Source organism: Brumimicrobium sp. (assembly GCF_048268645.1).
In the GTDB taxonomy this organism is placed as follows: domain Bacteria; phylum Bacteroidota; class Bacteroidia; order Flavobacteriales_D; family Crocinitomicaceae; genus Brumimicrobium; species Brumimicrobium ulvae.
The window spans coordinates 24,643-46,434 of the sequence record NZ_JBLWVE010000016.1 but is presented as its reverse complement, the minus strand read 5'-3'; the positions used below and the strand labels follow the sequence as shown (position 1 = coordinate 46,434).

Sequence of the window (21,792 nt, the reverse complement as noted above, 5' to 3'; positions counted from 1 at the left end):
AGGTTAAATACAAGCCCAAATTTGAATGGTTCTAACAACTGAGAATATTTTATTGATTGGTTCCCTCCTGCTTTTTATTAGCATTGTTATTGGAAAAACTTCCTCTAGATTTGGAGTGCCTACCTTATTATTATTCTTAACAATAGGGATGATTGCTGGATCGGACGGACTTGCAGGAATTAAATTTGACAATCAACAAATTGCTCAGTTTATCGGTATAGTATCTTTGAACTTTATTTTGTTTTCAGGTGGACTAGACACGAACTGGAATACCGTAAAACCAATTGTAAGAGAAGGAGTTGTACTTTCTACCCTTGGAGTCTTACTGACTGCTGTTTCATTGGGGCTTTTTGTGCATTGGTTAACCGATTTTACAATTTATGAGAGTCTTCTTTTAGGGTCTATTGTTTCTTCTACTGATGCCGCCGCTGTTTTCTCTATTTTACGTTCAAAAAGTATTGCACTAAAAGCCAACTTACGTCCAACCCTTGAATTAGAAAGCGGAAGTAACGACCCTATGGCTTATGTTTTGACTATCTCTTTCCTGACCCTCGTTATAAATCAAGACCAAAGTTTAGTGTCCATCCTTCCCATGTTTCTCTTACAAATGATCCTTGGTGCAATTGCAGGATTTGGATTTGGAGTCTTAAGTAAATACCTCATTAACAACATTAAACTTGGTTTCGAAGGACTTTATCCTGTCTTGGTAATCGCTTTAATGTTCATCACCTTTTCTGCAACCGATTCTTTAGGTGGAAATGGTTTCTTAGCCATTTATATTTGCGCCGTGTATCTAGGTAATCAAGATTTAATCAACAAAAAAACCATCTTAAAAATGTACGATGGATTAGCGTGGTTAATGCAAATTATTTTGTTCTTAACACTTGGATTACTCGTCTTCCCTTCTGAAGTTATGCCGTTTATGGGAATAGGGTTATTGATTTCTTTATTCCTAATTTTTATTGCTCGACCTTTAGCTGTCTTCATTAGTTTGATTCCGTTTAAAATGAAATTAAAACGACGTTTCTTTATTTCATGGGTCGGACTTCGAGGCGCTGTTCCAATCGTTTTTGCCACCTACCCCCTAATTGCAGGTATCGATAAAGCAGATATGATGTTCAATATCGTTTTCTTTATTTCTGTGACTTCCGTATTATTGCAAGGAACGAGCTTAAGTCTTGTTGCGAAATGGCTAAAAGTAGACTTACCTGAAGATCAAAAAATTGTTACAGAATACGACCGATTTATTACAAATTCCCCTAAATCTGTACTGCATGAAGTCCATGTCACCGACAACTGTATTGCCATTGGAAGTAAAGTTGTTTCTTTAGGTTTCCCCAAATCTGCGGTGATCGCCATGATTAAAAGAAATGACCATTTCATTACTCCTGATGGATCTACCATTATTGAACCCAACGATATATTGGTCGTGCTTTCAGATCATGAGAAAGATTTCGATCAAATCAGCAATTGTCTTAAACAAAAAATCGTTGAAGTTCGATAGCTTTAAACAGCTTTTTTTGTGTAGTAAATGCTTTTATTTTACAAGCAAAACTAAACACCACCGTTTAACTTGCCATAGCACATGAATTGTCCGAATTCAATGCCTAAATGTCGATAGAAATGACTACATTTGAATCATTAAATTTTGAATATGTCAGACGATAAAAAAATCATTTTTTCAATGATGGGTGTGAGTAAATCTACCCCAGCAGGAAAACAAATAATAAAGGATATTTCATTGTCCTTTTTCTATGGAGCGAAAATCGGAATTATCGGTTTAAACGGTTCTGGTAAATCAACTGTAATGAAAATCATTGCAGGAATTGATAAATCTTTCATTGGAGACTTAACTATTTCTGATGGATACACTGTAGGTTATTTACCGCAGGAGCCTGAATTGGATCCAAGTAAAACAGTAAAAGAGATTGTAATGGAAGGGGTTCAGGAAACTGTTGATATCCTTAAAGAATATGAGGAAATCAACAATTCGTTTATGGACGAAGAAATCTTGAATGATCCAGATAAAATGGAGAAACTAATTGCTCGACAAGGTCAGGTTCAGGATCAAATCGATGCTGTTGACGCTTGGGAATTGGACGCACAACTTGACAGAGCTATGGATGCATTGCGTTGTCCTCCTGACGACCAGTCTGTTGAACACCTTTCTGGAGGTGAACGCCGTCGTGTGGCCTTGACAAGATTATTGTTACAAAAGCCAGATATCTTATTGTTAGATGAGCCTACCAACCACTTGGATGCAGAGTCAATTCACTGGTTGGAACAACATTTACAACAATATAAAGGAACTGTAATTGCGGTAACTCACGACCGTTACTTCCTTGATAATGTAGCAGGATGGATTTTAGAACTTGACCGTGGGGAAGGAATTCCATGGAAAGGAAACTATACATCTTGGTTGGAGCAAAAATCTAAACGTTTAGAACAGGAAGAAAAACAAGAGTCTAAACGTAAGAAAATGTTAGACAGCGAGCTTGAATGGGTACGTATGAATCCTAAAGGACGTCATGCGAAGAACAAAGCGCGTCTGAGCAACTACGACAGGTTAATGGCCGAAGATGCTAAAGAAAAAGAAAAGAAATTAGAAATTCCTATTCCTAATGGACCACGATTAGGAAACAATGTGATCGATGCTGTTAACGTAGCTAAATCATTTGGAGACAAACTCTTATATGACGATCTTAACTTTAGCCTACCCCCTAACGGGATTGTAGGTATAGTTGGTCCAAATGGTGCTGGAAAAACAACCATTTTCAAGATGATTATGGGTGAACTAGAACCAGATGCTGGAGAATTCAAAGTAGGAGAAACAGTGAAATTAGGTTATGTCGATCAAGCACATGAAGATTTAGATCCTGAAAAAACTATTTATGACGTGATTTCCGGAGGAACAGACTTAATTGAAATCGGAAATCAAAAAGTAAATGCAAGAGCCTATATGTCAAAATTTGCATTTTCAGGTTCTGATCAAAGCAAAAAAGTAGGTGTGCTTTCTGGTGGAGAAAGAAATCGTTTGCACTTAGCCATGACGTTAAAAACAGAAGCCAACGTACTCCTTTTGGATGAGCCTACCAACGATATCGATATCAATACACTACGTGCTTTAGAGGAAGGAATCATGAATTTTGCTGGTTGTGTCGTTGTTGTTTCTCACGACAGGTGGTTCTTAGATAGAATTTGTACGCATATTCTAGCATTCGAAGGTGACTCTAAAGTCTATTCCTTCGAAGGAAGCTTCTCTGAATATGAAGAAAACAAGAAAAAACGATTAGGTGACCACACACCAAAACGACTAAAATACAGAAAATTAACAGTAGACTAGGGAAGTTATAAAGTTTGGAAGAGTTATCAAGTTGTCAAATTTGCATTAGTTAAGTGTAAAACTTGATAACTAACAAACTTTCTAACTAACAAACTTGATAACTAACAAACTTGATAACTAAAAAAAACAAAACATATGTCAAACGAAGTAAGAGCACTAGAACCTAAAGCCATTTGGGAAAACTTTGCTGATTTAAACGAAGTACCAAGACCGAGTAAAAAAGAAGAACGCGTGATTCAATTCATGGTGGATTTCGGGAATAAATTAGGTTTAGAAACAGCAACCGACAAAATTGGAAATATCATTATAAAAAAACCTGCAACAGAAGGAATGGAAGACCGTCAAACGGTAATTCTTCAATCTCATGTTGATATGGTACATCAAAAAAATAACGCTACTGAATTTGATTTCGATAAAGAAGGAATCAAAATGATAGTTGACGGTGATTGGGTAAAAGCTGATGGAACAACACTTGGGGCTGATAATGGTATCGGTGTGGCTGCAATCATGGGACTTCTAGCGAGTTCAGACATTCCACACCCTGCATTAGAGGCAATGTTTACAGTTGATGAAGAAACTGGAATGACCGGGGCTAAAGAACTAGACCCTTCTTTTTATGAAGGTACTATTTTGTTGAACCTTGACACTGAAGACGATGATGAAATTAGTATTGGTTGCGCTGGAGGTATTGATACCAACACAAGCTATGAATACGAAACGGAAGATTCAAAATCGGATGTTGTAACTTATAACGTTGAATTGAAAGGACTAATGGGTGGACACTCTGGAATGGACATCGACAAAGGAAGAGGTAATGCCAACAAAATGATGGCAAGATTACTTGTTGAATCTCCAGTACAAATTATGTTGCATGACATGAATGGCGGTGGACTACGTAATGCTATTCCTAGAGAAGCTGTTGCAACTATTTCTGTTGATTCAAATGATTCAGCAAAGTTCGAAGGGCATGTTAAAACAATGGCTGAAACCTTTAAAGTTGAATATGCTCCGGTAGAAACTAAAATCGATTTAAGCGTAACAAAAACTGAAACACCAAGTAAAATGGTGGCTAATCATGACAAAGAAGCAATACTCTTTGCATTAAATGCTGTATTCAATGGGGTGTTTAAAATGAGCTTAAACTTCGACAACCTTGTGGAAACCTCTAGTTCATTGGCACAAGTAATCATCAAAGATGGTAGGTTTGAGACTAAATCTTTACAAAGAAGTAGTGTTGAAACAACTAAAGACGACGTCGCTAGAACAATTAGAAGTGTATTCGATCTACTGGGTGCCGATGTCGAACAAACTGGAGATTACCCAGGATGGGAACCAAATCCAGACTCTTCGATTTTAAAAACAATGCGCGAAATGTATGAAAAACGTTTCAATGAAAAACCAAATGTTATGGCTTGTCACGCAGGATTAGAATGCGGTATTCTAGGAACACACTTGCCTAATGTTGATATGATTTCATTTGGACCTAATATTCGTCACGCTCATTCTCCTGACGAATGTGTTCAGATCAGTTCTGTGCAGAAATTCTGGGGTTTCCTTTTAGAGGTTCTTAAAGAGACACCTAAAAAGACGGCTTAATCTGATGAAAGAATTAAATTAATGAGTAATCAACAAGAATTAATTGATTTAGCTAACATGAGAATGCCTTTTGGAAAATTCAAAGGGCTTCTCCTTGTTGAAGTTCCCGAACCTTACTATGTTTGGTATAACTCAAAAGGATTTCCTAAAGGAAAGCTGGGCAATCAAATGCAGTTAATGTATGAAATTAAAGTGAACGGATTGGAACATCTTATTCGTCCATTAATTAGGAAGTAATATTTTACTGAATATTTTCTTCAGAAATTTCAATAGAATGTCCACAGTCGAAATGACCTAGTGGACATTTTTTATGCCCATGAAAACCACAAGGTCGACAATCTAAATTTTTGGTTGTTTCAATTACCCTTGCGTTTTCAGCAAGCGGACCAAACCCAAACTGAGGAACAGTAGAACAAAAGAAGGCACGTGTTGGTGCATTCATCGCAGAAGCAATATGAAGCGGGCCTGAATCATTCACATAATTCATACGTGCATCTTTCATCAATGCTGCGCTTTGCAATAAACTTAATTTACCCGCTAAATTTTGAACTCCTTTCGGAAAGGCTTTTTGAATATCACCACATAAATCAATATCAGTTGGACCTCCTAAAAGTTTCACCTCCCCTCCCTTCTCTAGTAACAATTCAATTAACGTCGTCCATTTTGAGGTCGGCAGCTTTTTGGTTTCCCAAACAGACGCAGGCGCAAGACAATAATAATGACCCGACTTATATTTTTCAACTTCTTCAAAATCATCCTCTGAAGGATACATTTCTGGTCGAAGTAATGAATGGGCATTATGGTGTGCTATAAGCTTTAAATTTCTTTCCACTTCATGGGTTCCGTCCTCTAATGAATGCGGAGCTGTAATCGAATACATACCCGAAAATGCATTCTTGTCAAAGCCTACTCTACTTTTCGTTTTTGCAAATTTCGTCATCAACCCTGCATTCGCATAACGCTGTAAAGTTATAACTTCATCGTAGTTATTCTTTCGAATGCCTTTGATGGTCTTTAACAAACTCTTGTACTTCCCTTCTTGTTTATTCCAAACAAAAACATGATTGATTTTAGGATTATTCGCTAATAATGACTCGTTTCCCTTCCTTACAACTACATCAATCTTTGCCTCAGGATAAATTCTATTCAATTCTGAAATGATAGGCGTTGAAAGAATGACATCTCCCAAAAATGCGGTCTGTATGATTAAAAATCTTTGCACAGCTCAAAGATAATAAACTCATGCAATAGTCAACATATGCCATTTAAAATTAAACCTCCCCCTCCTTTTGCATTTATACTTTTTTATGAAAATTCTTTCTTTAATTCTTTTATAGGCTTCTATTTCTTTTATCTTAAAGCAGAGCCTATTGACTTTAGGCGTCATGACAGAATATCATGATAGATTGACACCCGTTTGCTAGCGTAGTCATGACAAGGCTTAGAAACCTAAATGCTATTCCAAATTAAAGAAAAAACTCAGTAAAATGAAGCTTTCTGGAGATTAGAATGGTTGTTGCACAATAAAGGAAAATTAAAATAACAAATAATAAAGTACATGAAATTATTAGTAATCGGTGGTGGAAATATGGGGCTAACCTATTCAGAAGGGATGTCTCAATCTCCATTATTGAACCGTAGAAAATTAATGATTCAGGATTTAAGTCCTGATACACTAAGTCGATTAAGACAGAATCCAGACTTTGAAGTATACGCCAATTTAGAAGACTGTCTACCCAAAGCAGATATTGTCTTTATAGCTGTAAAACCTTACCATTGTGTCGAGCTTTTTGAAAAAATGAAAGGCATGATCAATGACCAACAGGTTTTTGTTTCACTTATGGCAGGAGTCACCATTGATTTTATAAAAGAGCAATTGGATGTTTCAAAAGTAGTAAGAACAATGCCCAACCTACCAGCCAAAGTTGGTAAAGGAGTTACTTCATTTACGGCTTCTAAAAATGTATCTAGAGTTGAACTTCTTATGGTTAGAAACTTGCTTGATACAACTGGAGCGTCAATTCATGTAGCTGATGAAAGTTTTATCGATAAATCAACGGGAATTTCAGGAAGTGGACCAGCCTATGTGTTCTATTTTATGAATTCAATGCTTGAAGCAGCGAAGAAAATGGGATTCTCAGACAACGATTCACGGGTATTGGTAAGCTCTACATTTGAAGGTGCTGTTACACTCTTCAATGAATCAGATATTTCTGCTCAAACTTGGATGGAAAGAGTTGCTTCTAAAGGAGGAACAACACAAGCCGCTTTAGATTCAATGGAAGACAACAATGTCGAAGAATTGATAAAAGAAGCAGCATACGCGGCATTCAATAGAGCAGTTGAACTTGGAAAAGATCCAGAATAATAACACATCACTTTTATAATCAATCAGTAAATAATAAACACAAATTAAGTTTTGCAAGAATTCAAAAAAAGAGTAGTAATAAAAGTAGGAACAAACGTAATGACCAACAAAAACAACCGAATCGTTGGTCCAATTTTAAAAAATCTAGTCAGACAAATCGCCTATCTGTACGAACGTGATATTATCACAATCCTGGTTTCTTCTGGTTCCGCAATTGCCGGAAAGGAAGTATTAGGAGACTGTTCGGCAGTAGATCCAACCACACGTCGTCAGGTGTTTTCATCGGTAGGTCAGCCCAGATTAATGAGACACTACTATTCAATGTTTCATGACTTTGGAATGCGTTGTGCACAGGTACTGGCCACAAAACGTGACTTTGCTCCTGGTGTATACAGAGACAATATGATCAACTGTTACGAGGCATTATTGGACGAAGGAATCGTACCAATTGCCAATGAAGACGATGCCGTTTCACTCACCAAGTCTATGTTTACAGACAATGATGAATTGGCCAGCTTAGTCGCAGAATTAGTTGATGCAGATATGCTCATCATGTTAACTGATACAGATGGACTTTACACAGGGCATCCTGATGCTGATGACTCCGAATTATTACACCATGTAAATGGAGATCAAAACGTAGAAAAATATGTTCAAGCTTCAGAAAAAGGTGAGGGAGAAGGACGTGGTGGAATGGGCTCTAAATTAAAAATCGCCAAATTAACCGCCAATAAAAACATTCCTACCTACATTGCCAATGGTAAAGAAGATGATATCATTATCGATATTCTAGAAGGGAAAAAAGTAGGAACAAAATTCGTTTAACAACAGACGCATTCAATAGAAAATTACAAATTATTACATAAAACAGACAATAGAAATGAAATTTTTAGATACCAAAACAAAAAACAACGTATTACAATCGATGATGAACATTATCGATTCCAAAAGAGAAGAAATTCTTGCAGAAAATAAAAAAGACCTCGATGCTTTCGAACGAGATGACCAGGCACTTTACGACCGCCTTGTTGTAGATCAAGACAAAATAAACGGAATGATCAAAGCCATTCGTGAAGTAAAAGAACAAGAAGACCCAGTGGGAAAGAACATTTCAGAAATGAAGCTTGAAAATGGCTTAGAAATCATCAATAAAACAGATCCATTTGGTACAATAATGATTATCTACGAATCACGTCCAGATGTTACCATAGAGGCTGCAGTACTTGCATTTAAAGCCAATAATAAAATTTTGCTCAAAGGTGGTCGTGAAGCATACCATAGCAATAAGGTACTCGTAAAATGTTGGCATGAAGCATTAGCGGAAAACGGACTAGATAAAGACTGGATCAAAATGTTGGAAATGAACCGAGAAGAAACTCAGGAATTTTTAAGAAATCCAACAGAAAAGCTGGACCTTATTGTACCAAGAGGTGGTGAACGTCTGATTAACTTTGTGAAACAACATGCAAAATGTGCTGTTCTCATTTCAGGTAGAGGAAATAACTTTATGTATATCTCACCACAAGCCGATTGGGACAAAACAATGAAGGTAGTAATGAATGCAAAAACGGATAAAACTTCTGCATGTAATGCATTGGATAATATTCTTGTCGATAGTAGCATTCCTTCCTACGAGGCGAAGTTAAAAGACCTAGAGTCTACTTTAAGCAAAGCTGGTGTTGAAATAATTGTAGATGAAACAACACAAAAGGTACTTGCTGGAAAAGAAAAGTTAGCCAATGAAGAGGTCTGGAAGGAAGAGTTTTTAGCCATGAAAATATTGATAGGTACTGTCGACTCGAAAGATGAAGCGATCGAAAAAATCAATGAACATTCTGGAAAACATTCTTCGATAATAATGACCGAAGATAGAGATGAAGCAATGACTTTTATGGAGCAAATTGACAGTGCGGCTGTGTATCAAAATGCATCTTCTCGATTTACAGATGGTGGAGCAATGGGAGTTGGTGCTGAACTAGCGATTAGTACAGATAAACTTCACCACAGAGGACCATTAGGTTTAAAGCAATTAACGACAAATAAATATTATGTATTTGGTGATGGTCAAATCAGATAAATCCTATGAAAACTCCTTCGTTAAATTAACGGAGGGGTTTTTAATAAACCTACAAGAATAAGACGGTATTTGAAGCAATCTAAATTTCACTAAATACGTCATTCACCTCCCAAAAGTACCGTTTTAACCTAAAAAACATACCACTCATCAGATAAGACTGAAACACAGTCACTTCTAAAAAGAGAAATGTTAATAGACTATATTTTTCTATTTATATTAAATATTAAGTATATATTTGGAATATACTGATCAAAAAATAACTATGAATTGCAATAAAGAATATGACAGCCCCGTGGCAAATATAAAATGGGATAAACGTGGCTTTTTTGTGTTTACATTAAAAAACACGAATGCAATTTATGATATAGAAGAGACCATAAATCAATTCAATTACTTTTTGGAGCAAAGCAATGGTGAACCTTATAAGGTACTTTTGGATTCTACAGATAGCTTGGTCTTCCCAACGGATTGTGCCTTTGAATATTTCTTCGAGAAAAATAAAGAAGAAAATGCAACTGCTATTATTGCAACAAGCTTACCCATGCAAATATTAATGGGTCAAATGTTGAAAGGTTCAGAAGTAACCAATACAAAGTTATTTAAAACGGAAGAACAAGCCATTGAGTGGTTGATGAACTTTAAACAATAGCGGTCAATTCTAACAGTTTCATTAGAGACGATACATCTTGCTGATCTCTATAGACAATAATCTTTGCTTTTGAATAAAACACTTCCCTTTCTAAAAGTTTCACTTCAATATATTGCAACAACTCTGCATCACTCTTGCCAGTTAACAAAGGCCGGTTTTCTTTACTGTTTTTAAGCCGATGAAACAACTCTTTTGCAGGTCTGTGCAAATAACAAGTTGTTCCTGAAAGATTCATTAACTCTATGTTATTATTGTAACACGGCAACCCACCTCCTACCGATAGGATAGCTTGCGGAAATTCCTCAATAAGCTTTTCAAGCATTTTGCTTTCCTCCTTTCTAAAAAAAGCTTCTCCATATTTTTCAAATATCGATTGAATACTCAATTGAAAATAAGCTTCTATTTTTTGATCTACATCTACAAAAGGTAACCCTGATTTATTGGCCAATCTTTTTCCTAGGGTTGTTTTACCTGCCCCCATAAATCCAATCAAAAAAATTCGTTTATTCTGCATAACAACAAATGTAAATATTCCACTTAGATTTATTCTTTAAATGAAATCAAAAAATATTCGATTCTTTTACCGCTTAAAAATCAGCAAGTTCAATTACTTATAAGAAATAAAATCAAAAAAAAATCGTTTTCCCCTTGTCAGTCTAAATAAACACTCTATATTTGCACCCGCAATCGCGCTATAAAAAACACAAAAACAACGGTTTTTGTAGAGCAAGTAAAAGACATGATTCCGTAGCTCAGCTGGTAGAGCATTACACTTTTAATGTAAGGGTCCTGGGTTCGAACCCCAGCGGGATCACTAAAAGCCAATTTGTTTTAAACGAGTTGGCTTTTTAATTTGAAAATTTTAAGTCAATTATTGACACCAAAAAAATAAATGTCAAAATCACTATTTTATTCTCCTTTAATGGTTGAATTTAAAACAATAATAGTAATTTTATCACCACTTAAGAAAAACGTTTCTAAGTAAAAACATTTGATTCCGTAGCTCAGCTGGTAGAGCATTACACTTTTAATGTAAGGGTCCTGGGTTCGAACCCCAGCGGGATCACTAAAAGCCTCTCATTCGAGAGGCTTTTTTTGTTAAATACAACCAAATATAATGGAAAGCCTTATAAATAGAGGGTTTTACATCAAACCACAAAATCAATCAAAATCAATTGAATAGATAAATCTCTTGGTCTATGTGGTGGTCAAAATTAATACTCTTTTGGATCAAGACTAAATGCTGGGGATTAAGCATAAATACTTGTCAATCTGAATTAGGATTATTCAACGATTTGTATGCCCTATAGCTAGACTTGAAAGTTTTTTCAACAATTGGAATAAACTAAATCATCAATATTTTAAGCATAAAAGTAGTTAAATCCATCACTCGCTTGTTGAATAAGTGAGGAATGAATCCTCCCCAACTTTTGCGACTGATCCGTTTTGATGCTGATTTGGATGATTTATTGCTCCTAAACAGTGGCCTTTATCTCAAAATATCTCTAAAAAGGCAGGAAAGTAATAATTCATATATTTTCCATCATATTCTTTTCAGTAGCACTTTATCAAATCAAACCAATACACGTCATTTTTTATGGATTACTTAAAACATCGATTGAAATTGATCCCAAAAAACTACAAAAATAATTAGCGTTACTTCTTTGTTCTTTTTTTAATTTCTATTTGCATCTAATCAATTATAAAAATCAATATGAATATATCAGTTTTAACAGAGGAAGATTTGCAAGCGTTTAAACATTCAATGATCGAAGAGTTTGAAATGGTGTTAAAAAAACACATCGAGAAGGTAAATAAGGAGCCTGAGCTCGTTCTATTAAAATCTCATCAGGTTCAACGTATGTTAGCAATTTCACCAGGGACTTTACAGAACATGCGGACAAACGGAACCTTACCGTTTTCAAAAGTGGGTGGAATTACATATTACATCAAAGATGACATTCTTAAAATTATACAAGACAACAAACGCAACGACTAAACAGTAGTTCTTCCTACAATTACTGCCTTATCAACACACTTTTAGCGAAAAGTCAGGGGTTTAGTGCTTGGGATTTTTCGCTAAAAGCTGAGAAAGATTCAAACGCCCAAACTCAGGTCTGGATTTGAAAAAAGAATTTCAACTCAATAGGATTCTTTTAAATTAAAATAATTAATTGAAATTGATTTGTATCTATTTTGATAGGTTAACAAAACGAAACATTCACCTAATCAACTTATAAAACGACCTCTTAATCCCTGCAGAAAGCGGTTCTACAAATCGTTTATCTGTTAAAGAATCTACTTCATTATTCAGCTCCGGATATTTCTTAGCAATCTGAACAATCACCTCAAATGCTTTAATTCTCACAGACGACTGTTTTTTGATGTCCAACCAAATAGCTACGCAAGAATCAAACAGTAAACCTTCGTATTCTTCAGGAATTTCCATTTTTAGCAGAATGTTGATCAAATTTCGCTGCTGTCCTTCTTTAAAAGAGTTGAGTTGCTTTATCATTGTGGAAACATGCGCTTGAACACGCACATCATTTTTCTCCATGCAACTCCACAACAACCAAGTTGCTCGCCACGAATAGGGTTGTTTATCGGTCACAGACAATTCAACCAACTCCATAAAATCAGCTGGATTAGCTTTCATGTAGGATAGCATTTCCTCCTTGTAGGACTTGGTGAGGATGGATTCTAAGGGAGTTGTCTGCATTTTTTTGGTGTGAAGATAAAGAAGTGTAAGGGAAAATAGTTGATCATTCGCAAAGTAATTTTGATGGAAGCTTAGTGAGAGGAAATATTAAAAAATTAAATATCTCTTTAAGGATAGAAGACATAAATCTGAGTCTGATTACCGCATGATTGTATTTAAGAAGTTAAAACCATAAAACATCAGTATAAAAACATCACTTTCCATTCAAATCCCCAAAAATCAACTCCTCAATCTTTAGATTATCACTTTTCGACTGCACATGTTTTGAATTTTCAAGGAGCAATTCCCTTTTTAACGATGGGAAGATTTTTATTGCTCGTTTCAGCATTTTTTCACCTGGGAACATTACATCGTTTTTGGCTGCAATTAATGTAATTGGCGTTTGAATGGCCTGTGCTTTTTTTGTTGTAATAACTGGTACAGGAGTAAAATCCATGTTAAAATGCAAGAACACTTTAGATAAAAATTTAATGGCAAATTCATCGCGATCGGTAAACACTTCTTTGAGGAATTTCTCCACGTATTTCTCCTTCTTCGTTTTCATAAATCGTTTCATAGGAATGAAAAATTTGAAAATCGCCTTGATTGGGTTTCCATTCACAATGTAGGCTGGTGCAGATAAATACACTTCCTTGATTTTACTTTCATTAAATTCCAGTGTCTTTAAAATTATCAAACCTCCAAAGGAAAATCCGGCTAAAGTTACCTTCTCAAGTTTCAATTGATCGATAATTTCATTTACCCATTCTCCATAAGATTCATCTTTCATGCTTAATCTCGTTTCGGCACTTTTGTTGGGTTGCGCCAAGACATCCACGGCATACACACAGAATTGCTGACTTAAATTCGGATAGGTTTCAAGGGCAATTGGCGCACATCCATTCGATCCATGCAACAATAAAATTGGTGGATTTTCTGGATTCCCCGTGACAATGATATTCGTTTCTCCGAATTTTGTTGCAACTGTTTGATAGGTAAAATCAATATTTAATTCTTCTAATTTCTCATTGTAAAGACTTAAAATTTCACTTTTCCCTGCTGAAGATTTAAATAATGATTCCATTTTGATTAATTTTAGGACAAATTTACTAATTATTTATATTTAGGACAAGTTTACTAATGAGTAAAACCAAAAATAAAATCTTAAACACCGCGAGAGCATTATTCAATTCATCAGGATATAGCAATGTTACGATTCGTATGATTGCCCAAGAATTAGGAATGAGTTCTGGGAATTTAAATTATCATTTTAAAAAACGAGAAGATATTCTGGAAGCTTTGTACTTTGAAATGGTTTCAGCCTTTGATGCCAGAGTGGCACAACTTGGAGAACGAGAAATTAACTTTATGAATATTCAATCTGATATTCTAACGAGCATGGAAAGAATGGTTGAATATCGTTTCATTTGGACGGATTTGTACCATATTCTACAACTGAATAACAAAATTAAAATTCATTTTGAAAAAGTGTATCACGACCGAAGTAAAGGCTATGTTTATCTCTTCGAAACTTTAAAACAACGCGATTATTTAAAGTCTTTTGCGTCTAAAAAAGAGCAAGAATTACTCATCGAAAACATGCTTGGGTTCAGCAATACATGGATATACAATTCCATTTTATATAATAACGAAATGAACAAAAATTATATGAAAAAGCAGTCCGAAAGTTTATTGCTAATGTTGTATCCTTATCTCACGGAAAAAGGGAAAACAGAATTTAAAAAGGTGGTTTCAATTTTCTAGGTCATTCAGCCAACCTCCTATATCACATGAAGTAAACATGCTTGTTAATCATTTAATCTCATAACTACTCGTCACTTTAATATCCGGATGCAAAGATAAAATTGCCGAACAATATTTCGTAATTGCTAAGTTAATCGCACTTTCTAATTTGTCAGAAGAAATTTCTCCAGTAAGAATATAATAAAGGTGAACGTTTGTAAATTCTTGTGCAGGACTTGATGATCTTTCACCCGAAGTTTCAATTCTAATATCACTCACCAGCTGTTTTTGTTTCTTCAATATCAGCAATAAATCTATCGTAGAACACGATGCCATTCCGGAAAGCATTAATTCCATTGGTCTAAATCCTTTGTTTTCACCACCTATTTCTGGAGAGCCATCAATTTCTAGACTTAATCCTGATTCGTTTTGCGCTGTAAAATGGAAAAATTCATTTTTTCAGTTTAATGTGATTTTCATAAGAGTTCTTTTATTTTCTATTATTCAAACTTAAAATAAAATTTGAAGCTTAAACAGTTTTCGACTCATATTACAAGCTTAATAAAACCTCCTCCACCAGTCCTTCACTATACCCATTCACCTTCTCATGACTCGGCATCCAGCCTTTCAAAAATCGCATGAAATCTGCAACGGCGATGGGATACATTCCCCTCCACTCCTGCTCTAGTTGTTGAAATTCGGCTGGAGATAGCTTTTCTTTACTCGCAATTTTAAGCTCCATAAAATAGAAATCTAACGCTTCCGATTCATGCTTTTCACATTCTTCTCCCGAAAGACAACTCCCTAAAAAATAAGCCACGTCTTTCATTCCACAACCGCCTCCAACATATTGAAAATCGACGGCAGCAACTGAGTTTCCATCATTCGAAAAACAGAAATTGGCTACTTTGGCATCGCCATGAACGAAGGTTTGATATTGACAATTGTTTAAGATTTTATCTATGACTTTGGCTTTATCTTTTAAATCCGAAGCTTTCATTGAAGCAAATTCATCAGGACGAGTGGCGAGATGCCAATACGTTCCTATTTCCCATAATCCTTCAGGCTTTTCATTGAGAAATGTAGCATGAAAATTCGCCAACCATTTTAGACAGACTTTTACTTCTGGAATTGTTAAATGATGTTTTCGAAGAGGATATTGAGTATCCAAATCTTCCAAAACAATCCACTGGTCTTCATCTTGCGAAAATGAACCTAAAAACTGTGGAGTTCGGCAATCACTTGTACAGCGCTGATTGTAATTTTCATACCAATTTGTTTCAACTTGATAGGATATTACCTTTCTGTTGTGTGAAATGTTGGTATTCCACCCTCTTGGATGTGCTTCAACTTCATTTAGAGAAATGTGTTTAACCACAACTGTTTCAAACGCTGCTCCGTCCAATTGAATTCTAACGATTTTTCCATATCCACTCCATAGAGATTGAATGACTTCAATTTCATGAGCTTGTTTTGCGTTGGTTATTTTAAGCAGAAATGCTTTAAAATCGGATTGCAACATTTGATTCTATTTAAAAACGTTGAAGCACAAAGTTAACCATTTTGAAATGTCAAAGCTTCAATGATCAGCAACAATATACTAGTAGCAATCCATTAAAATTCTACCTTTTTCTATAAAACTTTCTAGTGGAGCTAATTTTTCTTCCTCAAGAATGACTTTTAATTCTTTCAATACTCCGTCTCTCATTTTTAATGATCCACAAATCATGATGCTGCCCTTCTTCTTGAGTAAGTAAACCACTTCTGCCCTATTTTCAATGACTAAATCCTGAACATAGCGCTTATTCCCCTCATCTTTTGATAGTGCGAAATGGAGTGTATTGAATAATTCCGTGGATTTGTTGTGTTGGATAAATTTATGGTACAATTTAAAACTCAATGGATTTCTACCGCCTAAGAAAAAGGTTTTTTTCTGCTTCGAATACATCGAGGTCATTCCCAGGAAAGGAGCAATTCCCGTTCCGTTGGCAATCATCAATACATCCCCCTTTTTAGGTAAATGAAAGGATTTGTTTTCTTTGATATAGGCAGGAAATGAGTCTCCTACTTCTTTTTCAAATAAGTAAGATGAACATTCCCCTAGGTGATGCTTTTTGATGCTCAGTAAAATAGTTCCTTCTTCTGTTTTTCCTATGGAATAGTAACGGACTAAATCATCTCCTGGAGGAGCAACGGCTAGTAGATCTCCAGATTCAAAATTTTGATTTTCCACTGCTTGTAACTCTAAGGTGAAAGTCAAGGCGTATCCATCATCAACAATTTGCTTTTGGTGAACGGTGAAAGAGCTTAAACTGACTGGTTTTCGTTGATTTTCACTTGGAATTTCAATATTTATTTCATGGCGCTTCTTCCATTCCTCAATGGACAATGAAAAACTCATGTAGGAACGACCGTCAATTAATGTGGGCGGTGTAGCGACTTCAAAATCACTGTGATTTGATAGTCTTGAATGAATATCAATTGCAAACTGACAGAATTTCGGGTAGATCATGGAACCAAATCCAATGACATGCGTTTTCAATTTGTTTTCTTGCGAAATAGCATTGATTTTGGATAGAAAATTCCTTGCATTAAAAGGCGCTTCTCCATCGCCATAAGTAGAAGTCAGAATAATTAAATGTTTTGCCTTTGGAAATTCCTGATAATGATTCATCTCTGAGGTAAAGACTGAATTTCCAGATTTCAGCAAAGCGGCATGAAGTGTTTGTGCAAACTTACGTGTTGAACCGTTTTCTGAACCGACCAAAATAATAAATTCCGCATCCTTTGGACCGACTTTATTTTTGGTTTTCGATGACAGTCTTTCCCATGCGATCTTGGTTCCTGAGTACATGAAGTACAGTAGATTGATTGAAATTATGCCCAAAACAACAGCCCAAATCCAAGCGCCTTTTCCAGTGTGTAAGGTCAAGGACAAAGCTGTTAAATTTTGCACCCAAGTTGCATTTTGCTCACTTACTATTTGACCTGTAAATTGATGAATTTTTAATTTTGTGTCGCTTAACTCCAAATAAAAAAAATCCGCTTCGTCTTCTGAAAATGGAAACTCTAATTTTTTGACCGCAGATAATTTTGTTTTTTGAAAGATGGGAAATTCGGCAAGTGAAATTTGCTCTGCTTGATTTAAAACATGTTCCTTTTCAATGGGTAAAGCGGAATCGAATTGCGTATTTAAAAACAAAACTGTTCCTGAAAGAGACATGATGACGATGGGAACAAATGTCAACCGTCCTAATAAAGTATGGTAATAGCGAACACTACTCTGTTTCTTAATCTTTGCGAAAATATGTTTTAGTCCGTTGGTACGCTTAATGACCAGAGCAATTCCTGAAGTGGCCATCAAAAAGAGCAGGAAAACGGTAATTCCCATAAGTACTCGTCCAGTATTGTGAAGAAAAAGTGACCTATGAAGTGTTGTTACCCAAGAATAAACCTCGTTTTTCGGAGGAATTTCAGCCAATTTATCACCTGTACTCGGATGAATATAAAACGCTCCATCTTTTTCTTCATCAAAACCTATAACATCAATTTTTACTGCTTTTTCATCATCAACAGCCAAAGAAAAAACTTCGATATACTCCTCTTTTAATTGAGGAACAATTTCAGATAAACTTACAGTATCCGCTGCGACTTTATCGCTTGGGGAATTAATGTGCTTGGCTATCGGTTCAGTCGAGAGAATAATTCCGGTTACCGAAGCAATCAACAAAAAAACACTTGAAAACACTGCTAATAGCAAGTGACTGGTCCTCCAAAACTTAGTCAACATCGTCTTTAACCTGGATTATTTAGCAACAGAAATTAACCTGACTTGACGAATATATCCATCTTTACCTTCAAATTTACCCAGTTTCAATTGCGCACTCGTTAAAGGAACTACAACATCCTTTGTATGATAATTTTTGTCTTCAACCGCTGTTTCAAATCGTAAATCATAGCCTTTGTCAATGTATTTTTCCGCAATCGAAAAAGTGACTACAGCGCGTTCTCCGCTGGCAATTGTAGCTCCTGTTACACCATCCAATCTGGGTTGATGCCTGTTTTTGTCTCTAAACGCATACCATGACTTAATGTCAGGATACCATTCATGGTCATCTCCCAATACCCGAAGCGTTTCAACATATTCTCCCTTAGCAGTGACAATAGAAACTACTATATATGCTCCTTCTCCTTGGTAATTTTTAAGTTGAATCAAACATTTGTAATCTCCACCTAAAGTTTGCGCTTTTCCTTCAAAGCTTCCCAATACCAACATACCTAACATGAATACAATTACATTTCTCATTTTGCTTACTTTAAAAATTCTAAATCATCTCCTAATAATTCATTGCTTTTGGCCAGTTCATAAACCGACTCATCAAAATCAGTCTTAATTGATTTATCTGCTCCTTTACGCAATAAAAACTTAAGGAAATCCGTGTGATCACCTTTCATTGCAGCCAATTGTAACGCTGTTATTCCGTCTTTATTCCTAGCGTTGATGTCCACACCAGCATCTAATAAAGTATTGACCAAGAATTCATTTTCAATTCTTGTAGCTAAATGAAGGGTTCTATTTTGAACTTCAACTCCTTTCATAACAGAAATCTTAAAATACTCTGTAAAAAACGATTTGTTTTTTTGCTCGTATGTAGCCACCAAATGCGTAATCAAATTGTCACCTGATCGATCTACCAATTGAAAATCAGCTCCGTTTACGATCTGTTGCGCAGCTAATTCTGAATTTTTATTTCTGAGCGCGAAAGTCAGCAATGAATGTCCTTTTTCATTCACCAAGTTTTTATCTTTGGTTAATTCATACAAGGCGTTTATTCCAACTTTATTGTTTCTTTCTGCGGCATTCATCAAAGGCGTATTCCCTTCATCATTTACCTTTTGAAGGTCAACATCTTGTTCAATAAAATAATTGAAAGGTCGCTCATTTTTATTACTAGAAGCAAGATAATGCAAAAGATTATTCCCTGAACTATTGATTAAATTAGGATCTATTCCTTGCCCTACTAGGTATTCAAAAACTGGAAGTTCATTAGAAAAGCGTCTTTTTCCTCTGGCAGCAAAAAACAAAGCATTTTCATTATTTTTATTTATGACTTTAGGATCTAAGCCTTCAGCAATCAATTGATTTAACAAATCGATATTTCCTTGAGCACTGGCATAATGAAAAACTGTGCTTTCATTCTTATCCTTAGCACTAATATGCAAACCATTGTCTATAAAATATTTGAAATCCTCCACATCTTCAATATGTTGCGCTAAGTAATGTAGAATTGTAGCTCCTGTTCGATTTGGAGCATTCAATTTTAAACCATAAGCTTTAAATAACTCATAGATTCTTTGATCTGTAACACCGCCCATTGCAGTAAAAGTTTGCAAATTATTGCCTTTGTCATCTACAATGCGAATATCAGAGCCTTTTTCCATTAAAACTTTCGTCAATTCATAATTTCCTCGATGGGCTGCCCACATTAAATAATTCCTAGCATCATGCGTGATTTTTGTCACCTCGTTCCCCTCTATATCCAATAAAAACAAGAGCGTTTCTAGAGGAGAATTATTCAAAATAGCATACGCGGTTGCATCAAAGTTAAATTCAGAAAATGCTACAGGATCATTTCCGTTTTTTATTGCCTCTTTAACTTGCTTAATGGTTGTTTCCTCATCCCAAAAATCATTGTGCAGAAAAATATTCTGTTGGGCGTTTACACTGAGTATTCCTAAAAATAGGAAAGCACTGATTATTGTCTTCATACTAATTAGATTTATTCTAAATAAGGCAAAGGTAGAATAAATATACGTCCGAAAAATAGATTTTTAAAAAATACCATAAACAGGGTATTTTACCCAAAAGTCAATGATTACCTACATTTTGGTATTGCTCCTCCGAGACACTCGCTCTACCTTTGCAACTGTTATTTTTAATTAATCTAAATAAGAACAATGAAAAAAAGTATACTTATAACAGCATTACTATTGGTAGGAAACCAATATTCGAAGGCTCAAATGACTTCAGAAACGGTAAGTATTGGATCAGGTTACACAAATGAAACTTGGTACAGTCTAGAAAATGGAGATCAAGGTTCGAAATTGGCCAATGCATGGGATTTATCCTTTGACGTAAGTGGTTTTGGAACTTCAATAAGAGCAAATAATGGAAACGGGGTTTTAATTTATCCTTATCCAAATGGTGATATTACCGATTGGAATAACGTTGATACAACAGGGTTGATTGGCTGGACACCAAACTACAACGATGAAACGACATGGTTTAATGGTGCTTTAGACAAAAATGTTAATCCAAACGATCCTTTTGATGTGGGTTGGGGTAATTATGACATGAATACACACATTATTTCTGGAGATTCAATTTTCATTGTCAAATTAATGGACGATTCTTACAGAAAGTTACGTATTGACAATATGGCCAGTGGGGCTTTCAACATCACACATGCCAATCTCGACGGTACAAATGAAGTCCAAGCAACAATCAACAAAGCAGACTATCAAGGCAAGCTTTTCGGTTATTATTCAATTCAAAATGAAGAAACTGTTGATCATGAACCAGTAACTGTTGAAAACTGGGATTTATTCTTCGGCAAATACACTGGTTTTATTCCAACGCCATACAATTTAACTGGAATTATTGCAGGACCAAACACCGAGGTCGTTCAAATTGATGGCGTTACGGATGTTGCCAACTATAACGATTGGGGAGCCGAAACATTTACTACTGACATCAGCACAATTGGAGCAGATTGGAAGGAGTTTGAATTTTCTACCATGAGTTATGTTGTTGTCAATGACCGCGTTTACTTTGTAAAAACACAAGCCGGAGATGTTTGGAAAGTCATTCCTACAGGATTCGGAGGAAATTCAAACGGAAATTTTGAGTTTACAAAAGAAAAGATTTCGGCTTTGTCAACAGATGAAAATGGATTACCTAATGCAGAAGTCTTGGTTTACCCTAATCCTGCTTCAGAAAGTGTTTCATTGTTGCTCAACAACATGATTTCTAATTCAACAGTTGTGGAAATTATGAACATGGAAGGAAGACTCATGTACGAAAAGGTTTTTGTTGAAGATTCTAACTTTGATGTGAAACATATTCCAGTTCATTCTTTCGCGCCAGGTGTTTACATGGTGAATGTTACTTCTGGAAGTAAACAATTCAATCAGAAATTGATAATTCATTAAAAGATCTATCGGGAAATTATGCCGTAAATTAAAATTGTTTTTCCCTCCATTGTCGTACGGCGCTGTAATGACACGCGGATGCTTTGAGCTTACACAGCAGAACTGC

The 21,792-nt window shown here is 35.6% G+C and carries 20 protein-coding genes and 2 tRNA genes; 13 read left to right on the top strand and 9 right to left on the bottom strand.

What is annotated here, in order from left to right:
* The first annotated feature begins 25 nt into the window (after nucleotides 1–25).
* The 4 genes from ACN0U3_RS11995 (at nucleotide 26) to ACN0U3_RS11980 (ending at nucleotide 5,176) form a co-directional block, all read left to right on the top strand.
* Complete coding sequence (locus ACN0U3_RS11995; RefSeq protein ID WP_417266410.1) at nucleotides 26–1,504, top strand: potassium/proton antiporter; 1,479 nt, start codon at nucleotides 26–28, stop codon at nucleotides 1,502–1,504.
* Between the two features lie 150 nt (nucleotides 1,505–1,654).
* The gene (gene ettA, locus ACN0U3_RS11990) at nucleotides 1,655–3,343 is read left to right on the top strand and encodes an energy-dependent translational throttle protein EttA (protein WP_417266409.1); all 1,689 of its coding nucleotides are present in this window, start codon (nucleotides 1,655–1,657) and stop codon (nucleotides 3,341–3,343) included.
* Between the two features lie 135 nt (nucleotides 3,344–3,478).
* Nucleotides 3,479–4,939 (top strand): aminoacyl-histidine dipeptidase, encoded by a 1,461-nt coding sequence (locus tag ACN0U3_RS11985; RefSeq protein WP_417266408.1) that lies wholly within the window; start codon nucleotides 3,479–3,481, stop codon nucleotides 4,937–4,939.
* Nucleotides 4,940–4,960: 21 nt separating this feature from the next.
* On the top strand, nucleotides 4,961–5,176 hold the full coding sequence (locus tag ACN0U3_RS11980) for a DUF3820 family protein (protein ID WP_299207403.1): 216 nt from the start codon (nucleotides 4,961–4,963) through the stop codon (nucleotides 5,174–5,176).
* A 4-nt stretch (nucleotides 5,177–5,180) separates the two neighbouring features.
* Here the strand turns inward: ACN0U3_RS11980 and ACN0U3_RS11975 are convergent, their stop codons facing one another.
* The gene (locus ACN0U3_RS11975) at nucleotides 5,181–6,161 is read right to left on the bottom strand and encodes a glycosyltransferase family 9 protein (protein ID WP_417266407.1); all 981 of its coding nucleotides are present in this window, start codon (nucleotides 6,159–6,161) and stop codon (nucleotides 5,181–5,183) included.
* A 336-nt stretch (nucleotides 6,162–6,497) separates the two neighbouring features.
* Between ACN0U3_RS11975 and proC the strand changes: the two genes are divergently transcribed.
* The 4 genes from proC to ACN0U3_RS11955 all read left to right on the top strand — a co-directional run bounded on the left by proC (nucleotide 6,498) and on the right by ACN0U3_RS11955 (nucleotide 10,033).
* Complete coding sequence (proC, locus tag ACN0U3_RS11970) at nucleotides 6,498–7,307, top strand: pyrroline-5-carboxylate reductase (protein ID WP_299207409.1); 810 nt, start codon at nucleotides 6,498–6,500, stop codon at nucleotides 7,305–7,307.
* Nucleotides 7,308–7,358: 51 nt separating this feature from the next.
* Nucleotides 7,359–8,132: a glutamate 5-kinase gene (proB, locus tag ACN0U3_RS11965; RefSeq protein ID WP_299207412.1), complete on the top strand. Its 774-nt coding sequence runs from the start codon at nucleotides 7,359–7,361 to the stop codon at nucleotides 8,130–8,132.
* A 55-nt stretch (nucleotides 8,133–8,187) separates the two neighbouring features.
* Nucleotides 8,188–9,384, top strand: a complete 1,197-nt coding sequence (locus ACN0U3_RS11960; protein ID WP_417266406.1) for a glutamate-5-semialdehyde dehydrogenase — start codon at nucleotides 8,188–8,190, stop codon at nucleotides 9,382–9,384.
* Between the two features lie 292 nt (nucleotides 9,385–9,676).
* Complete coding sequence (locus ACN0U3_RS11955; RefSeq protein WP_417266405.1) at nucleotides 9,677–10,033, top strand: hypothetical protein; 357 nt, start codon at nucleotides 9,677–9,679, stop codon at nucleotides 10,031–10,033.
* Here ACN0U3_RS11955 and ACN0U3_RS11950 read toward each other — a convergent pair.
* The gene (locus tag ACN0U3_RS11950) at nucleotides 10,023–10,547 is read right to left on the bottom strand and encodes a shikimate kinase (protein WP_417266404.1); all 525 of its coding nucleotides are present in this window, start codon (nucleotides 10,545–10,547) and stop codon (nucleotides 10,023–10,025) included. The two genes, ACN0U3_RS11955 and ACN0U3_RS11950, sit on opposite strands and share 11 nt — an antisense overlap.
* A gap of 227 nt (nucleotides 10,548–10,774) precedes the next feature.
* On the opposite strand from ACN0U3_RS11950, the gene ACN0U3_RS11945 reads away from it, so the two are divergent.
* From ACN0U3_RS11945 to ACN0U3_RS11935, 3 genes are all read left to right on the top strand, one after another.
* Nucleotides 10,775–10,847, top strand: a tRNA-Lys gene (locus tag ACN0U3_RS11945).
* Between the two features lie 179 nt (nucleotides 10,848–11,026).
* A tRNA-Lys gene (locus ACN0U3_RS11940) sits at nucleotides 11,027–11,099 on the top strand.
* A 648-nt stretch (nucleotides 11,100–11,747) separates the two neighbouring features.
* A complete protein-coding gene (locus ACN0U3_RS11935; protein ID WP_299207422.1) occupies nucleotides 11,748–12,032 on the top strand; it encodes a helix-turn-helix domain-containing protein in 285 nt (94 codons plus the stop codon).
* 222 nt (nucleotides 12,033–12,254) lie between these two features.
* On the opposite strand, the gene ACN0U3_RS11930 is transcribed toward ACN0U3_RS11935, so the two are convergent.
* Both ACN0U3_RS11930 and ACN0U3_RS11925 read right to left on the bottom strand, forming a co-directional pair.
* Nucleotides 12,255–12,752: a hypothetical protein gene (locus ACN0U3_RS11930; RefSeq protein WP_417266403.1), complete on the bottom strand. Its 498-nt coding sequence runs from the start codon at nucleotides 12,750–12,752 to the stop codon at nucleotides 12,255–12,257.
* A 193-nt stretch (nucleotides 12,753–12,945) separates the two neighbouring features.
* Nucleotides 12,946–13,815, bottom strand: a complete 870-nt coding sequence (locus ACN0U3_RS11925) for an alpha/beta hydrolase (protein ID WP_299207428.1) — start codon at nucleotides 13,813–13,815, stop codon at nucleotides 12,946–12,948.
* A gap of 56 nt (nucleotides 13,816–13,871) precedes the next feature.
* Between ACN0U3_RS11925 and ACN0U3_RS11920 the strand changes: the two genes are divergently transcribed.
* Nucleotides 13,872–14,495 (top strand): TetR/AcrR family transcriptional regulator, encoded by a 624-nt coding sequence (locus tag ACN0U3_RS11920; protein ID WP_417266402.1) that lies wholly within the window; start codon nucleotides 13,872–13,874, stop codon nucleotides 14,493–14,495.
* A gap of 48 nt (nucleotides 14,496–14,543) precedes the next feature.
* Here ACN0U3_RS11920 and ACN0U3_RS11915 read toward each other — a convergent pair whose 3' ends face one another.
* The 5 genes from ACN0U3_RS11915 to ACN0U3_RS11895 all read right to left on the bottom strand — a co-directional run bounded on the left by ACN0U3_RS11915 (nucleotide 14,544) and on the right by ACN0U3_RS11895 (nucleotide 20,243).
* Nucleotides 14,544–14,861 carry an OsmC family protein gene (locus ACN0U3_RS11915; RefSeq protein WP_417266441.1) on the bottom strand — a complete coding sequence of 106 codons (318 nt, stop codon included), beginning with the start codon at nucleotides 14,859–14,861 and terminating at the stop codon, nucleotides 14,544–14,546.
* 163 nt (nucleotides 14,862–15,024) lie between these two features.
* Nucleotides 15,025–15,996 (bottom strand): oxidoreductase family protein, encoded by a 972-nt coding sequence (locus ACN0U3_RS11910; protein ID WP_417266401.1) that lies wholly within the window; start codon nucleotides 15,994–15,996, stop codon nucleotides 15,025–15,027.
* A gap of 78 nt (nucleotides 15,997–16,074) precedes the next feature.
* Nucleotides 16,075–18,264, bottom strand: coding sequence for a PepSY domain-containing protein (locus ACN0U3_RS11905; RefSeq protein WP_417266400.1), 2,190 nt, complete (start codon nucleotides 18,262–18,264; stop codon nucleotides 16,075–16,077).
* Nucleotides 18,265–18,279: 15 nt separating this feature from the next.
* Nucleotides 18,280–18,780: a DUF2271 domain-containing protein gene (locus tag ACN0U3_RS11900; protein ID WP_299207439.1), complete on the bottom strand. Its 501-nt coding sequence runs from the start codon at nucleotides 18,778–18,780 to the stop codon at nucleotides 18,280–18,282.
* A 5-nt stretch (nucleotides 18,781–18,785) separates the two neighbouring features.
* Nucleotides 18,786–20,243, bottom strand: a complete 1,458-nt coding sequence (locus ACN0U3_RS11895) for an ankyrin repeat domain-containing protein (RefSeq protein ID WP_417266399.1) — start codon at nucleotides 20,241–20,243, stop codon at nucleotides 18,786–18,788.
* A gap of 189 nt (nucleotides 20,244–20,432) precedes the next feature.
* On the opposite strand from ACN0U3_RS11895, the gene ACN0U3_RS11890 reads away from it, so the two are divergent.
* Nucleotides 20,433–21,686: a T9SS type A sorting domain-containing protein gene (locus tag ACN0U3_RS11890; protein WP_417266398.1), complete on the top strand. Its 1,254-nt coding sequence runs from the start codon at nucleotides 20,433–20,435 to the stop codon at nucleotides 21,684–21,686.
* Nucleotides 21,687–21,792: the final 106 nt, after the last annotated feature.

Bases quoted from the DNA above. Each gene is read 5' to 3' on its own strand.
- ACN0U3_RS11995 (WP_417266410.1), top strand. From the start codon at position 26: ATGGTTCTAACAACTGAGAATATTTTATTGATTGGTTCCCTCCTGCTT.
- ettA (WP_417266409.1), top strand. From the start codon at position 1,655: ATGTCAGACGATAAAAAAATCATTTTTTCAATGATGGGTGTGAGTAAA.
- ACN0U3_RS11985 (WP_417266408.1), top strand. From the start codon at position 3,479: ATGTCAAACGAAGTAAGAGCACTAGAACCTAAAGCCATTTGGGAAAAC.
- ACN0U3_RS11980 (WP_299207403.1), top strand. From the start codon at position 4,961: ATGAGTAATCAACAAGAATTAATTGATTTAGCTAACATGAGAATGCCT.
- proC (WP_299207409.1), top strand. From the start codon at position 6,498: ATGAAATTATTAGTAATCGGTGGTGGAAATATGGGGCTAACCTATTCA.
- ACN0U3_RS11960 (WP_417266406.1), top strand. From the start codon at position 8,188: ATGAAATTTTTAGATACCAAAACAAAAAACAACGTATTACAATCGATG.
- ACN0U3_RS11950 (WP_417266404.1), bottom strand. From the start codon at position 10,547: ATGCAGAATAAACGAATTTTTTTGATTGGATTTATGGGGGCAGGTAAA.
- ACN0U3_RS11935 (WP_299207422.1), top strand. From the start codon at position 11,748: ATGAATATATCAGTTTTAACAGAGGAAGATTTGCAAGCGTTTAAACAT.
- ACN0U3_RS11930 (WP_417266403.1), bottom strand. From the start codon at position 12,752: ATGCAGACAACTCCCTTAGAATCCATCCTCACCAAGTCCTACAAGGAG.
- ACN0U3_RS11925 (WP_299207428.1), bottom strand. From the start codon at position 13,815: ATGGAATCATTATTTAAATCTTCAGCAGGGAAAAGTGAAATTTTAAGT.
- ACN0U3_RS11920 (WP_417266402.1), top strand. From the start codon at position 13,872: ATGAGTAAAACCAAAAATAAAATCTTAAACACCGCGAGAGCATTATTC.
- ACN0U3_RS11910 (WP_417266401.1), bottom strand. From the start codon at position 15,996: ATGTTGCAATCCGATTTTAAAGCATTTCTGCTTAAAATAACCAACGCA.
- ACN0U3_RS11905 (WP_417266400.1), bottom strand. From the start codon at position 18,264: ATGTTGACTAAGTTTTGGAGGACCAGTCACTTGCTATTAGCAGTGTTT.
- ACN0U3_RS11900 (WP_299207439.1), bottom strand. From the start codon at position 18,780: ATGAGAAATGTAATTGTATTCATGTTAGGTATGTTGGTATTGGGAAGC.
- ACN0U3_RS11895 (WP_417266399.1), bottom strand. From the start codon at position 20,243: ATGAAGACAATAATCAGTGCTTTCCTATTTTTAGGAATACTCAGTGTA.
- ACN0U3_RS11890 (WP_417266398.1), top strand. From the start codon at position 20,433: ATGAAAAAAAGTATACTTATAACAGCATTACTATTGGTAGGAAACCAA.